The organism is Pseudoneobacillus rhizolycopersici, from assembly GCF_054786815.1.
In genome coordinates this window covers 122,837-135,851 of sequence record NZ_JBTOOE010000001.1, presented here as the reverse complement: position 1 = coordinate 135,851, position 13,015 = coordinate 122,837, and the positions used below count along the sequence as shown (strand labels likewise).

Genomic DNA, 13,015 nt, shown 5'->3' with positions numbered 1-13,015 from the left:
ATCATTCCACAATAAAAAAATAATACTAAACAAAAACCCTTTAGCACTTTAAAGCATGTAGGGACTGTCCCCAAATTTATTAAAGCGCTAAAGGGCTTTAGTGCTTTTAAAAAAACACATGCTTTTAAGTGGTGAAGGGTTTATGGTTTTCGGCTAATGATTTTGTCGATGATGCCGTATTCTAGGGCTTCTTGGGCGCTCATAAAGTAGTCGCGGTCGGTGTCTCTGACGATTTTATCGACGGGTTGACCGGTTCGTTCGGAAATGATTTGGTTAACGTGCTCACGTAGTTTTAGAATCCTACGGGCGGAGATTTCAATTTCGGTTGCTTGCCCTCTTGCTCCACCCAATGGTTGGTGGATCATGATTTCACTATTAGGTAGTGCATATCTCTTCCCCTTTGTTCCAGCAAGAAGTAACATCGCTCCAAAGGAAGCTGCCATACCAATACAAATCGTGCTTACATCCGGTTTAATCAGCTCCATTGTATCGAAAATGGCAAATCCCGCTGAAGTTGATCCTCCAGGACTATTAATATAAATCGATATATCCTTTTCAGGATTATCTGCCTCTAAAAATAAGAGCTGAGCAATGACACTGTTTGCTACCTGGTCATTTATTTCGTCACCGATCATAATGATCCGATCCTTTAAAAGCCTTGAATAAATGTCGTAGGAACGTTCTCCACGATTGGATTGTTCAATTACATAAGGAATAGTACCCATTAATAATCCCATCCTTTCCTTTTATGCTGCATTTGCTATGCAATAAGAATAGAGAGGTGAAAGTGACATCTTTGCTTCTGGCAAACTAGGGGCACTTACAATTGAAGGAAAATCGGCCATTTTTTCAATGAGCACTTGAGGATCCTCTGCCTGAAGTGATTGATAAACTAAATCACTTAGTAGCTCCTTTTCCTCCTCGGACCAAAACCCATCATTGGAATGAAGGTGTTCTTCTCTTTTCAAACGGTTTTTAGCGCGATGTAACGTGGACTTAATAGCCATTTCCGATGTATTTAGTATTTCTGCAATCTCTTTTGAACGAAAGGAAAAGGCTTCTTTAAGTAAATAAATAACCATTTGTTTAGGTGTGAGTTGATTTAACAGATATTTGACAGTGTCCATCAGTCTGTCTGGAGAGCTTTCCTTTTGTATTTCATTGATTTCATCGGGGATTCCAACAACCTCCCGTTCCTTTTTTCGCATTAAATCAATCCATTGATGATAGGCGATTTTATTTAATAAGGCGGAACTTACATCATTAGACTGATAAGACAACGATGCCTTTAACATCGTCTCTTGGGCAAGGTCTTCCCCATCCCATTTATTTCTTGAAAGAAATCGACAATAGCGAACCAATCCAGGATAAAAATGAAGCATTTGCCGATCCTCTTCACTTTCCGTAATGGTGGTAGTTATGATGCCCCTATTGTTTGACATTTTCCTTCACTCCTTTACAACCTCTCTATCCTTTTAACGGTTGAGCGTATATAAAAAGATACGGGTAGATAATAAAATTTTTCCATATGGCCATTTTTCTTTCATCAACATAAATATCACACCTTCGTTCATACTATAATAAACGATATGATTTATGAGGTGCGAATAATGAGCGATAAGGATGAACAATATACTGATTTTTCAACTGTTGAAACGCAAAAAACTTTTCTGACGTCTGAAGAATTTCCCGAGGGGCCCTTTGGCTCATCCATCAATAAAAATAAACCCGTTAGCAATAAAGATACACCTTGGGAGCATGGCCAGCAATTTTACAGTGCTTTTACTTATGAAAATAGAAATTTCCATGAGAGTCTTCCTAGACAATTCCCAGGTGCACATCCAACCCATGATGAAAATAGTAAGGAAAGCGAAGACCCATATCGTGATGCTCCATCAGGTAATCGAGGTGAAAGCTAGTGGACTTACATCGCATTAAAGCCATCATCGCAACTGACGAAGAAATATCAGTCCATTATCATGGAGTCCCCGTTTGGATCGAAAATATCGAGCCAACCTCTAGCATGGCAATGGTATCGCAAAGAGGCAATCATGATCATCGCAGGTTGGTTGCCATTGATGCCCTGGAAGAAAGCTAAGAAAAAAGGATAGACGAAAGCTTGTAAAAAAGCTTCCATCTATCCTTTTTTTAAGACATTTTAGCCTGAATGATTAATCGATGCGTTGGATTTTTAACAGGATGACAAGTGATCAGAGTAATCACTTTTTCATCCCCGTAATTTCTAAGTACGGACAAGTCATCAGGCGTGACAATCAGTTTTTTAAAAACAACGTAACGAAACGAGCCGTTTTTGGTTTCTACGGTAATTTCGTCCCCTAATTTCATTTCGCCAAGGCGATTAAACATCCGACCATATGTCCTGCTTCGATGGGCGGCGATAGCAGAATTACCGCTCTTGCCAGGAAGTACGGAGCCTTCTAGGTGGCCAGCAGCAACATCCAATACTTTTTTACTAGTACCTTCCAATATCGGCAGTGTCACCTTTATTTTTGAGATTGATATCACACCGACCATTTTAGAAGGTAGTTGTTTTTGGACTGTTTGCTTTGGAGTTGGAGTTTGCGTTTGAATAGTCTCCTCTTCGGCAGCTAGTTCAACTGGCTCATTTATTAAAACACGATCTAATTCGATAAAATTTTTTTTTAAAGCTTTCGGGATGATGGCCGACTCATCTATCATCCCAATCGTGTTGGGTTCCCATACCTGCAAAATTTCGGTTTGTTGCTGATTGTGAATTTTTTCCATAAGTTTAGGATACGCCAAACATAAAATGCCAGTGATCATACATCCGATGGCAATAAATACCTTCATCCTACAACTCCTTTATACCATTGATCCTTTTTTCCTTAATAAGAGAAAGGCACCCAGACTAATTAATACGAGACCAAAAACATAATAAAATAAATTTCCTGTATCACCTGTTTGGGGTAATGTTCCAGTTGGAGAGTCTACATTAGTCCCGTCATCCCCGCCTATTTGACCAGGTGGGTGACTAGAAAGATCATCATTCCCACCACCAATAACAGGATCTTCGTCATTGTTTTCTTCACCATCTACCGGCCCTATGCCCCCTTCATCGGATGGTGGATCTTCATTTTGAAGACATTTTTCTAACCAGTAATTAATGGTTCCTTGTGCTTCCATTCCAACCTTCAGTTCATTTACAGGTAAAATGATTTCCTTCTTAGACTCAATAATAAACTTAAATTCAGAAATATCATCTTGAACATATTCACCGCCATCCGGAGCTTTATATAGTGAGGAATTTCCTTGACGAATTAGCTCAAGCCATTCCTCTTTTATACGAACAAATACCTGCAAAAATTCCTGAGGGCAATCCTTTAAATGAATGTGAATCTGCGTATTTTTGATATTGTTATCATCTTTGGGAGCCTCAATCGGTTGTGTCGTCCCGAGACATTTTTCTAACCAGTAATTAATCGTCCCTTCTGCTTCCACTCCAACTTTTATTTCACTTACGGAAACAATCATTTCTTCTTTTGCTTCGGTAATAAATTTAAATTCTCTAATATCATCACTGACAAATTCACCGCCATCAAGTGCTTTATAGAGGGCGGAGTTCCCTTGTTGTGTTAATTCTAGCCATTCGCCTTTTATTTTCACAAAGATTTGGGTATATACTTCAGGACAGTTCGATAGATGGAGATGGATTCCAGTGTGTCTTGTGGTAGAAAGTTCAAGAGACGAGGCGGTGACTATGCTATTATTTACTTCTATTTCTGATGCAGAGGTAGTTTCAACCTGGGAATCGGCTAAGACTAAAAGATTAGGTGTAAAGGTCCATAATAAACAACAAAACGCGATAAAACCAACCAACCGATTTTTTTGCAATTTTAATCCTCCTTTTATGAAAAAATTGTAAAACTTTCAAATCGTTAACAGTTCATCAAGTACCCCATTTTTTAAAACCTTAAGCTACAACAAAAGAACTAATTTTACATGAAATAGTTAGACCATTTTCCCTAATGTTAGGACTAGCTTATTTAATCCATAAAAAAAACAACCCCTTAAGGTTGTTTTTTTTATAACGCTATTTCTTTTTCCTACTGGTTTGTATATCTGGGTCATTGCCCAATTCGCCATTAACTCTTCCCTTTTCTTTCACAATCTTTCCACCTAATTTCACATTCGGAAAGGCTTGTTCCTCTTTACCCCTCATTTTTGTCACCTCCAACATTAAGATGCACCAAATGGGGTAAAATGTTTCATCCTACTCTCCGAGAAGCTGTTTTTTTAACGATCCGGGCTATTAACCATTATTCCAGCTACTTGAGTTAGGCGATCATAAAAAGCTTTCCCAGCAGCTGTTTCATAAAGCCCTATTTCTTCAAAAGCTTCTTTCATACAACCTAACCAGCATTTAGCTCGATAAGGAGTAACTTCAAACGGTAAATGTCTTTCGCGCATGGCAGGAGGCCCAAACTCCTGACTGTATAGGGCTGGTCCACCTAAAAATTGCGGCAAAAACATTCTTTGTTTTCGTTTGATTTCTTCCATATCTCCTTCAAACAAAGGTCTAAGTTCTTCATTTGCATAGACGCGTGGATAAAATGCATTAACCAATTTATCAATTGTTTCTTGTCCGCCAATTTCGTAATAAAGCGATTTAAATGGATAATCCAATATTTTCACCTTCAATATGTTTTTTCTTATGATTATAATGGTAAAACAATTTCAATTTCGTGATATAAATCACACGAGCGACTAATCTATTCCTTTTTTAGTCTAAATGGTCACTCATTATCGTTGGATAATTTTACAAAAACAAAAAGATTGAATAGTCAGACTATTACTGTTATACTGTAAAAAAGCTAAGGAGTTGATTTCTAAATGCAACAATTCTTTTTAAATCCGCCTGTTCAACCGGAAGAAAACTCGCTCGATTCTTTATTTGCTGAATTAATTTTGGATAAGATTCTTCAAAATGTCAAAAAAGAAAGGCTGCTAAAAGAAATCGACCAAGCGTTGCTAATGAAAAATAAAGCGGATTTCCTCCGTTTATCGAAGGAATTAAAAGAACTCACCTCATAAAAGATGAAACCCGATTCGAATCGAATCGGGTTCTTTATTTTATGAAAATAACTTAAACCATTTATTCTTACATGTATTTACTCTATTTAAGTCATAGATATCGTTTAGTTTGTTCTTATCAAATTTATCGAGTAATGCGTCTATCCCCTTCTTCATTTTGAATTCCATTTCCTCTAAATAAATCGGAAACACATTATAAATATGAATGTTTTTATCGGCTGTAATTCTTACTGAGGTAAAGTTCTCAGACAAAATAACCGGTGGAATGATTAACGACGCACAAAGCTTTGTCCCTTGAATAAACGGTTCGATTGGATTACCATTTTGCAGCGTATGACCCATTCCTAACCAGGTATTGTATTCATGCGGAAACCTGGCTAAAAATTTTAAATTTTCGAGTGCCCAAGCGTTTTTCGGAGATTTTAAACCTTCATCTGACAAATCGAATTCCTTTGGCAAAAAACAAACCAACTCCGCAAACCGATAATCTTCTCGACCTGGAGGTACATTCATTGGCAGGTCGCTCATCCCATGTGTAATCAGTGTGTGATAGGGCTGTTCTTTTGATGGAGCAATATGATACACATCAATATGAACTAAATGCGAAAGAATTTCGTGATATACACCATTGATTGGACCGATGTATGTTTCGATATGATCTTCAAATTTTTCCTTTGCAGACATGTCCATTTCTTGAGGAATCTGCAGTTCAAATTCTTTATCTTCATGACGATAAATGGGCGCTCCTGATTTAGAAACTTCTTGATCATGTTTATTCGACAAGCATATTCACCTCTATTTGATAGACTAGCTTTTTCTATCATAACAGAAATTTGTGGAAATTATCAGTCAATTTTAGTAAAAAAAGCCCTTCCTATTGGCCGAGTTGTCCCAATTTTGGTAAAATTATTGTAGAAATATTTGGGAGGTCAGGAAAAGATGAAATTAGCAATGAAGTACGTCATTTTGTACGTGAATGATTTTGCTAAAACAATGGAGTTTTATCGAGATATTCTCGGGTTACCTGTTAGAATGCAAGCGGATACTTATGTAGAATTTGACACAGGGGCAACAATCCTTTCCATTAATACGAGGAATTCAGCTAAGGAAATTACCGGTTTATCGATTTCAGAAGGATTGCAAGCCTCTCAAACATTTGAAGTAGGTTTTGTGGTGGAAGATGTTGAGGCATGTATTGATGAATTACGTCAGAAAGGTGTAACTATATTAACAGAACCGGTAACGAAACCATGGGGGCAAACGGTGGCTTATGTGGGCGATCCTGATGGACATTTCATCGAAATATGCACGTCAATGGAATAACAAAACAACACCTACTCTGGATTGAGTAGGTGTTGTTGATAAGAATCAGAATATATTTTCTTTTACTTTAAAGGAAGTCAATCATTCAAAAGCTAATGAGTGTTTCTTTTCGCCGCTTCGTATTCTCGTATTAAAATATCGATAATATCCGCTACAGGTTGAATCTCACGAATGGTTGTCACCCCTTGCCCTGCGGACCAAATATCTCGCCAAGCCTTTGCTTCTGACATTTTCGAAAAATCGACTGTATCCCTTGGTTTCAGAGTGGTGACATCTATCCCTTCCTTGACTAAACTAGGAATCAAGTAATTAGCATGGACTCCACTGAAAGCATCGGTGTAGATGAGGTCTTCTAAAGTAGAATTCATAATCATTTCTTTATATTGTGGTAACGCAACACTTTCTTCCGCTACGATAAATCGTGTCCCCATATAGACTAGATCCGCCCCTAACACTTTGGCTGCTAATACTTCTTTGCCATTGGTCATCCCGCCAGCAAGGATTATCGTCCCACTCCAAAACTCATTTACAGCTGCAATGAATGAAAAGGGGTTCAAAATGCCAGCATGCCCACCCGCTCCGTTGCAGACAAGAATCAATCCATCGACGCCAGTTTCAGCTGCTTTTTTAGCATGCTTTATCGTGGTAACATCGGAATAAACGAAACCGCCATACTCATGGACAACCTCTAATACCTTGCCTGGGTGACCCAAAGACGTAATTACAATGGGTGGCTGATATTTTCGAATGAATTCTAAATCTTCGTAGAAACGTTTGTTAGTTTGATGGGAGATGAAATTGACAGCCCATAGTTCAGTAGGTAAGGCAGCCTTAATATCAATAAGCCATTGTTCAAGAATGTCCGATGTCCGCGCGTTTAATAAGGGAAAGGAGCCAATGATACCTTTTTTACTCGCGTTTATTACAAGTTCTGGACTGGATACTAAAAACATCGGGGCAACGATGACTGGTAACGCTAATTTTTCTAGCATTTATTTCACTCCTTAAACGTTTTCTAAGACAAGTGCAATTCCTTGACCACCGCCAATACAAAGACTAGCGACTCCATACTGGGCGTTCCGTCTCTTTAACTCGTAAGCTAGTGATAATACAAGGCGAGCCCCACTTGCACCAACGGGATGACCTAAAGCAATTGCCCCGCCATTGACATTTGTTTTACTGCGGTCAAGTCCAAGCTCTTGTTCCACGGCGAGATATTGTGCTGCAAACGCCTCATTGATTTCAAATATATCGATTTCGGCAGTGGTTAAGTTGGCTCGTCCTAATGCTTGACGGATGGCGGGTACTGGCCCAATCCCCATAACCGTTGGGTCAACGCCAACCACTCCCCAAGAAACAATCTTCGCAAGAGGACGAAGTCCGTTTTCTTTAACAGCTTTCTCCCCTGCAACGATGACGGAAGCGGCGCCATCATTAATTCCACTTGAATTTCCAGGGGTAACGGTGCCATCCTTTTTAAAGGATGGTCTCAAAGATTGTAATTTTTCTATCGTTATATTTTCCTTAATGTGCTCATCTTCTGAGATGAATTGGCTTTCTTGTTTGACTTGGTTTTTAACAGGGACAATTTCTTTAGCAAAAGTCCCATTCTTTCGGGCGTTTGCGGCTCGCTGTTGACTTAAGAGTGAGAATTCATCCTGCTCCTGGCGTGAAATCGAGTAGATAGTAGCCAATTTTTCTGCGGTTATTCCCATCCCGCTTCCTGCATACTCGTCTGTTAAAGTTGAAAGCAGCATATCTTCATAGGAAATCGGTCCATATTTTGATTTACTGAATCGGGAGTTAAAGTTTGCGTATGGTGCCATTGACATATTATCAACTCCCCCTGCAAGGATAAGATCCGCGTCACCTAAGAGAATATGTTGAGCTGCAGAAACGATAGCCTGCGCTCCAGAACCGCATAGACGGTTCACGGTATAGGCAGGTGCTTCCTTTGGGACTCCTGCTTTTAAGCCAATATGGCGTGATAAGTAGGTGGCATTTGGGTAGGAATGGATGACATTTCCGTAGATGATATGATTGATATTGGCTGGGGTGATATTCGCTCTTTTCATGGCTTCGGTTGCGGTTGCCGCCCCGAGATCTTCCGCTAGAAGGTTAGCAAAAGAGCCTCCAAAACTGGTAAATGCGGTTCGTGCTCCTTCAATGAGGTAGACATTTTTCAAGTGAATCACTCCTTAAGTTGTGATGGGATTTTTCGGAAAATTCGTTCATTTATTTATTATAACAGAGGTTTGGTGGGAATAAGAAGTATTGCTTCCTTTGGAGAATAAGATTTGATTATATGGGGGCAAATCAAAATTGGCGTTCCCACCATTACTTAGGAACGCCGATACGTTTTATAGGTTTTCCGCCAACTCCTTCAATTTTTCAACACCTAGGGTTGGCTGCCCCTTATGAACATGATTATAGATTCCATAGGAAATTCCATCTTTTATCCAGGTTAAACCTTCACCAAATTCGACAATACCGTATTTTGCCTGTTTTCCATCGTTCAATTTTACAATCTCTCTTTCAGAAAGCTCATATTCCTTTAGGTCCTTTTCTAGCTTAGAGAACACGACATACAGTTCTTGCCCGGTTTTTTCGTTTGAATAATGAAGGTTCACACGGTGAAATTCCTTGGAACCATACTCTGTGATGTAGATTCCCCCCTCTTCCTTTGTAACAGCAAACGGCAGTCCATCTAAAAGTGATATATCGAAATTGGCTTTTTGTTTCGTTTCTTCGAGTGACAGACCTGATAAACTCACATAGCCTGTCGGGGCACTAGAAGTGCTAATTGATAAGGTAAAAATAACAGAGCCTACTAATAGAACAACGAGAAAACCCATCGCAATCATTTCAAATAGATTCGAACTTGGTCCTTTTTTTGTTTTCATAATCGGGAGTGTACTCATAAAAATTCCTCCTACTTATCGTCCTTTTTCATCTCGGTCGCTATGTCAAAAATTTCCTCTTTGGATAAAACATTGGTCAAGTCTAAAATTGTATAACGTATTCCTTCTTCATTCCAACTTAACGAATGTCCTAAGCCAGCCATTTTTTCGAGCTGAGCCCTATTTCCTCTAATCTGGTAATCTCCATTTATTTCTTCTTTTGTCTTTTTTATGGTTAGTAAAAAATATAATTGCGCTTCCTTTATATACGTCAAAGTAAACATGTTATTCATTTGATCGATGGATTGTAGTGATACCCCATTCCTATCAGGATAGAAATAAAATGGCTGTTCGAATCGAGACTTCAATTCTTCCAAGTTACCTAGATTAGTATTCGAAGTCTCTTCCCTCACAATTTCAACGTCAGTTGGTAGCTCCATAATAAATTTCTTTGATAAATTTTCCGGATTTTTCTGAAAATTTTTAAAGGAAGATTCGTAGCGGATGTTTCCTATCACACTGACCATTTTTTTCAACATCCATGTTTTCCTATCGATCCAAAGTTGCCGATCGCCTACTATTGCGTTTTGCTCCTTTGCCTTCAACACTAAATAGAAGGTTTCCACACCTTCGATGGTTTCTTCGCCTACTAGCTCAATGGTATGAGTACTAGTATCTTGCTGTAACATTTGTAGAACAGAATGGACCAGTGGCTCTTGAAATCCGGATTGGTTATGTTTCTCACTTTGAACAAAGGCCTTTGGCTGCCCTTGCGCATAGATGATACGCTCTTTACTATTAAAGACAGAAAATTGTACAGGTTCACCCTTAACATAGGTTTCGATTCGCTCTCTCCCTGATGAGCTTTCGTACCATCTTTTCATCTTTTCTTTTTTAATTGCTTTATTATTTTCATATAACGTCGTTTCCGATTCTACATAATAGGATTGGGGTAAATTGGCTGTTGAACGATACACAATCATTTCTTCCATCATTTGATCGAAGGTGGGGACCGATGTATGACTGCAACCAATTAACAGAACTCCTAAAGCAAGGAATAAAATCTTATATGCTTTCATTTTCAACACCACCCTTACCTTCAAATGGAAGATAACAAATTATCGCAGTACCATAACCTTCTTTGGAAAATACGTCAATGAATCCGCCATGCTGTTGGATAATCATCAGCACAATACTAAGGCCTAAACCAACTCCTGGAACATTTTTTGTTCGAGCGCTTTCAATTTGATAGAGTGGTTGAAGTATTTTTTCTTGTTCCGCTAATGCAATGCCTTTTCCCTCATTTTGGACAATTAAGCATACACCACTAGGGTTTGTTTTCCATTGGGTTAGAAAAGGCGGAAAAATCCAAGTTGGCGGTTCTCCAGTAAAGGCGCCAAGCCAAATATTTTTACCCGGCTCGGTAAATTTAAGTGCATTACTAACGAGATTGTCGACCACCCTTGTCAGTTGGTTCATATTCACCCTTAGTTCTCCTGTAGCCACATTATCCACTTTTAAGTGTATCTCCTTTTGAGCACTTAACTCATTGTATCCGCTTAGTAGCATCTCAAAGAGCTCTTCACTATCCACGACTACTTTGTCAATTTTACGTGTGGTATTTTGTAAAAGTGTATAGGTAGTCAGGTCATCAAACATTCTCTTCATAAAATCGGCCTTTTCAACAATAATTTGGAGATACTCTTTTTTTTCTGTTTCAGTCAATTGATTATATAATACGGATTCACTATAGGCCCTAATGGATGTAAGCGGCGTCTTTAAGTCATGGGTAATCGAGGCGATCATATATTCTTTTTCCTTTTGCGTTTGTTGGATTTTTTCCTGACTTTTCAATAGTAAAGCTCTCATTCTCTGAAAATGTCTAATGAGGTCCCCGACCTCCCCTTTTATGAAAGGAATACTCTCTACTTTTTCACCAGTTCCAAATTGGTCCATCCTTTTCATAAGGACTTTCATCGGTCGAATTAGTTTACGGTTGACTAAAGAAATCATCACGACATACACAATCACTAGTGTTAGAACAAGTAGACCGATGATAAGATTTCTCTTCGTTTCCAGTCTTTTGATATTTTCTATTCTCTTTATCGAAATTTCATAGACACCTATGATTTCTCCATTAATAAAGACTGGCTTTTTAATACTATAATCGCGAATACCTGTTTTTAGTCGATATAGGTCCTGGAATAGCACAGGTGGACTGATGGAATGAGCACTTCCTTGTCCGTTGCTGAAGAGGATCTTCCCTTTTGCGTTATACAAAGTGATTGTGACATCTTTTTGAAAAAGATGGTCAAGATTAACTTGTGACTTTTCCGAATTTAAGTAAAGAGACAGTTCCTGTAAATCACGGTCAAGACTTGAGATGGTCGATTCGACTTGTAAGTAGTCCTCAAACGCTTCTTTTTCATAAGTGCTTTGTATCCACTCGTAAAAACTGTATATGAAAAAGACGGGAAGCAGCATGAGAACGAAATAGGATAACATTAACCATGTTTTTATCTTCATTTAACTCGCTCCAATAAACCGATACCCAACTCCCCAAACTGTTTGGATGTACAACGGGTCTCGTAACGAATCATGTAGTTTCGTCCGCAAGCTTTTAATATGAACAGTGACGGTATTGTTTCCGTCGACATCGACCTGGTTCCAAATATGCTCATAAATTTCTTGCTTAGAAAAAACTCGGCCAGGATGCTTGATGAATAGCAGCAATAAATCATATTCTTTGGCGGTTAAGTTTACCTCATTTCGATCGACAAAAATTTGCTTTTTGACGAGATCAATCGATAGACCTGGATGGAAAAACTGGACATTTGTGATGGTTTGGTAATCCTTTTCGTAAAACCGCTGATATCGCCGCAAAAGTGACTCCACTCTTGCTTCCAATTCTCTTAAGCTAAAGGGCTTTGTTAAATAATCGTCTGCCCCATCCTTTAATCCTCGTACTTTATCATCCTCGTTTATCTTGGCACTTAAGATTAGAATGGGAACATCACTTTGAAGGCGAATATGTTTCAGTAACTGGAACCCATCCATTTCCGGGAGCATTAGATCAACCAACACTAGTTGATAGGATGAATGTTGAAAATCATCCCAGCCCTCCTTCCCAGTTGATGCCCACGACACTTTATAGCCTTTCCTTCGCAAATGATCGCATACAATTCTTGCAATCTCGGAATCATCTTCCACCAGTAAAATTTGTGCCATCACAGCAATTGGCCCCCTTCAATGTTGAGTATATATGGTCAATATGACAAATAATGAAATTTAATAAATTCTTTATAATTGGGTTAGTTTTCCATGCTAGATTACTAAAAAAAGGGATTTTATACAAGATTTAGTGAAAGTTGGACAGATTTTTACTTCGATTTGGTCTAAATCTATGAATTTTTTCATAAATTTTAGTAGATAGATTTTAGAATGGAAAGGAAGATGTAGAAGTGTTTGTTGTTAATTTCTATGAGAATCGTAATCTGTTATTAAGTCAGTTAACCAAGCAAGTGCCAGCAGTCGGTGATGAGTTGAAGATCAAAGGGCGGAAAGCAAAGGTTTCAAACGTGACGAATACTGAGGGGAATAAGATTGATGTCCAAGTTCAGGTAGAGGTTGTTCAGAAATCCAAGCTTGTTGAAGACCTTTCGAAGAAGAAAAAACGATAATAGGAAGGCGCACCTATTTATAGGTACGCCTCTTTTTGT

General features: G+C 38.6%; 18 protein-coding genes. 5 read left to right on the top strand and 13 right to left on the bottom strand.

What is annotated here, in order from left to right; all coding sequences use genetic code 11:
- Positions 1–140: 140 nt before the first annotated feature.
- Positions 141–725: an ATP-dependent Clp endopeptidase proteolytic subunit ClpP gene (gene clpP / locus ACX9YW_RS00765; RefSeq protein WP_460340315.1), complete on the bottom strand. Its 585-nt coding sequence runs from the start codon at positions 723–725 to the stop codon at positions 141–143.
- Between the two features lie 21 nt (positions 726–746).
- Positions 747–1,442: a sigma-70 family RNA polymerase sigma factor gene (locus tag ACX9YW_RS00760; RefSeq protein WP_460340312.1), complete on the bottom strand. Its 696-nt coding sequence runs from the start codon at positions 1,440–1,442 to the stop codon at positions 747–749.
- A gap of 168 nt (positions 1,443–1,610) precedes the next feature.
- Between ACX9YW_RS00760 and ACX9YW_RS00755 the strand changes: the two genes are divergently transcribed.
- Both ACX9YW_RS00755 and ACX9YW_RS00750 read left to right on the top strand, forming a co-directional pair.
- The gene (locus tag ACX9YW_RS00755; RefSeq protein ID WP_460340309.1) at positions 1,611–1,919 is read left to right on the top strand and encodes a hypothetical protein; all 309 of its coding nucleotides are present in this window, start codon (positions 1,611–1,613) and stop codon (positions 1,917–1,919) included.
- Complete coding sequence (locus ACX9YW_RS00750) at positions 1,919–2,098, top strand: small, acid-soluble spore protein, H family (protein ID WP_460340307.1); 180 nt, start codon at positions 1,919–1,921, stop codon at positions 2,096–2,098. The genes ACX9YW_RS00755 and ACX9YW_RS00750 overlap by 1 nt, the downstream gene beginning before the upstream one ends.
- A gap of 50 nt (positions 2,099–2,148) precedes the next feature.
- On the opposite strand, the gene ACX9YW_RS00745 is transcribed toward ACX9YW_RS00750, so the two are convergent.
- From ACX9YW_RS00745 to ACX9YW_RS00730, 4 genes are all read right to left on the bottom strand, one after another.
- Positions 2,149–2,832 carry a class D sortase gene (locus tag ACX9YW_RS00745; RefSeq protein ID WP_460340304.1) on the bottom strand — a complete coding sequence of 228 codons (684 nt, stop codon included), beginning with the start codon at positions 2,830–2,832 and terminating at the stop codon, positions 2,149–2,151.
- Between the two features lie 12 nt (positions 2,833–2,844).
- Positions 2,845–3,873 carry an LPXTG cell wall anchor domain-containing protein gene (locus tag ACX9YW_RS00740; protein WP_460340299.1) on the bottom strand — a complete coding sequence of 343 codons (1,029 nt, stop codon included), beginning with the start codon at positions 3,871–3,873 and terminating at the stop codon, positions 2,845–2,847.
- Between the two features lie 199 nt (positions 3,874–4,072).
- Positions 4,073–4,201 carry a hypothetical protein gene (locus ACX9YW_RS00735; RefSeq protein ID WP_460340296.1) on the bottom strand — a complete coding sequence of 43 codons (129 nt, stop codon included), beginning with the start codon at positions 4,199–4,201 and terminating at the stop codon, positions 4,073–4,075.
- A gap of 74 nt (positions 4,202–4,275) precedes the next feature.
- Complete coding sequence (locus ACX9YW_RS00730) at positions 4,276–4,665, bottom strand: globin domain-containing protein (protein ID WP_460340291.1); 390 nt, start codon at positions 4,663–4,665, stop codon at positions 4,276–4,278.
- Positions 4,666–4,872: 207 nt separating this feature from the next.
- Between ACX9YW_RS00730 and ACX9YW_RS00725 the strand changes: the two genes are divergently transcribed.
- Positions 4,873–5,073, top strand: a complete 201-nt coding sequence (locus ACX9YW_RS00725; RefSeq protein WP_460340288.1) for an IDEAL domain-containing protein — start codon at positions 4,873–4,875, stop codon at positions 5,071–5,073.
- 39 nt (positions 5,074–5,112) lie between these two features.
- Here ACX9YW_RS00725 and ACX9YW_RS00720 read toward each other — a convergent pair whose 3' ends face one another.
- A complete protein-coding gene (locus ACX9YW_RS00720; RefSeq protein WP_460340284.1) occupies positions 5,113–5,856 on the bottom strand; it encodes a suppressor of fused domain protein in 744 nt (247 codons plus the stop codon).
- A gap of 156 nt (positions 5,857–6,012) precedes the next feature.
- Here ACX9YW_RS00720 and ACX9YW_RS00715 point away from each other — a divergent pair, with 156 nt between their 5' ends.
- Positions 6,013–6,396 carry a VOC family protein gene (locus tag ACX9YW_RS00715; protein ID WP_460340281.1) on the top strand — a complete coding sequence of 128 codons (384 nt, stop codon included), beginning with the start codon at positions 6,013–6,015 and terminating at the stop codon, positions 6,394–6,396.
- Positions 6,397–6,488: 92 nt separating this feature from the next.
- On the opposite strand, the gene ACX9YW_RS00710 is transcribed toward ACX9YW_RS00715, so the two are convergent.
- From ACX9YW_RS00710 to ACX9YW_RS00685, 6 genes are all read right to left on the bottom strand, one after another.
- Positions 6,489–7,349 carry an NAD(P)H-dependent flavin oxidoreductase gene (locus tag ACX9YW_RS00710; RefSeq protein ID WP_460340278.1) on the bottom strand — a complete coding sequence of 287 codons (861 nt, stop codon included), beginning with the start codon at positions 7,347–7,349 and terminating at the stop codon, positions 6,489–6,491.
- A gap of 51 nt (positions 7,350–7,400) precedes the next feature.
- Complete coding sequence (locus ACX9YW_RS00705; RefSeq protein ID WP_460340275.1) at positions 7,401–8,582, bottom strand: acetyl-CoA C-acetyltransferase; 1,182 nt, start codon at positions 8,580–8,582, stop codon at positions 7,401–7,403.
- 174 nt (positions 8,583–8,756) lie between these two features.
- Positions 8,757–9,317 carry a hypothetical protein gene (locus ACX9YW_RS00700; RefSeq protein ID WP_460340272.1) on the bottom strand — a complete coding sequence of 187 codons (561 nt, stop codon included), beginning with the start codon at positions 9,315–9,317 and terminating at the stop codon, positions 8,757–8,759.
- A gap of 11 nt (positions 9,318–9,328) precedes the next feature.
- Positions 9,329–10,375, bottom strand: coding sequence for an outer membrane lipoprotein-sorting protein (locus ACX9YW_RS00695; protein ID WP_460340269.1), 1,047 nt, complete (start codon positions 10,373–10,375; stop codon positions 9,329–9,331).
- A complete protein-coding gene (locus tag ACX9YW_RS00690) occupies positions 10,362–11,822 on the bottom strand; it encodes a sensor histidine kinase (protein WP_460340266.1) in 1,461 nt (486 codons plus the stop codon). The genes ACX9YW_RS00695 and ACX9YW_RS00690 overlap by 14 nt, the downstream gene beginning before the upstream one ends.
- The gene (locus ACX9YW_RS00685; protein ID WP_460341231.1) at positions 11,823–12,524 is read right to left on the bottom strand and encodes a response regulator transcription factor; all 702 of its coding nucleotides are present in this window, start codon (positions 12,522–12,524) and stop codon (positions 11,823–11,825) included.
- A 233-nt stretch (positions 12,525–12,757) separates the two neighbouring features.
- On the opposite strand from ACX9YW_RS00685, the gene ACX9YW_RS00680 reads away from it, so the two are divergent.
- On the top strand, positions 12,758–12,976 hold the full coding sequence (locus ACX9YW_RS00680) for a hypothetical protein (RefSeq protein ID WP_460340263.1): 219 nt from the start codon (positions 12,758–12,760) through the stop codon (positions 12,974–12,976).
- The last annotated feature ends 39 nt before the right edge of the window (positions 12,977–13,015 follow it).

Coding starts and splice junctions, on each gene's coding strand:
- clpP (WP_460340315.1), bottom strand. CDS start 725: ATGGGTACTATTCCTTATGTAATTGAACAATCCAATCGTGGAGAACGT.
- ACX9YW_RS00760 (WP_460340312.1), bottom strand. CDS start 1,442: ATGTCAAACAATAGGGGCATCATAACTACCACCATTACGGAAAGTGAA.
- ACX9YW_RS00755 (WP_460340309.1), top strand. CDS start 1,611: ATGAGCGATAAGGATGAACAATATACTGATTTTTCAACTGTTGAAACG.
- ACX9YW_RS00745 (WP_460340304.1), bottom strand. CDS start 2,832: ATGAAGGTATTTATTGCCATCGGATGTATGATCACTGGCATTTTATGT.
- ACX9YW_RS00735 (WP_460340296.1), bottom strand. CDS start 4,201: ATGAGGGGTAAAGAGGAACAAGCCTTTCCGAATGTGAAATTAGGTGGA.
- ACX9YW_RS00725 (WP_460340288.1), top strand. CDS start 4,873: ATGCAACAATTCTTTTTAAATCCGCCTGTTCAACCGGAAGAAAACTCG.
- ACX9YW_RS00715 (WP_460340281.1), top strand. CDS start 6,013: ATGAAATTAGCAATGAAGTACGTCATTTTGTACGTGAATGATTTTGCT.
- ACX9YW_RS00710 (WP_460340278.1), bottom strand. CDS start 7,349: ATGTTTTTAGTATCCAGTCCAGAACTTGTAATAAACGCGAGTAAAAAA.
- ACX9YW_RS00700 (WP_460340272.1), bottom strand. CDS start 9,317: ATGAGTACACTCCCGATTATGAAAACAAAAAAAGGACCAAGTTCGAAT.
- ACX9YW_RS00695 (WP_460340269.1), bottom strand. CDS start 10,375: ATGAAAGCATATAAGATTTTATTCCTTGCTTTAGGAGTTCTGTTAATT.
- ACX9YW_RS00690 (WP_460340266.1), bottom strand. CDS start 11,822: ATGAAGATAAAAACATGGTTAATGTTATCCTATTTCGTTCTCATGCTG.
- ACX9YW_RS00685 (WP_460341231.1), bottom strand. CDS start 12,524: ATGGCACAAATTTTACTGGTGGAAGATGATTCCGAGATTGCAAGAATT.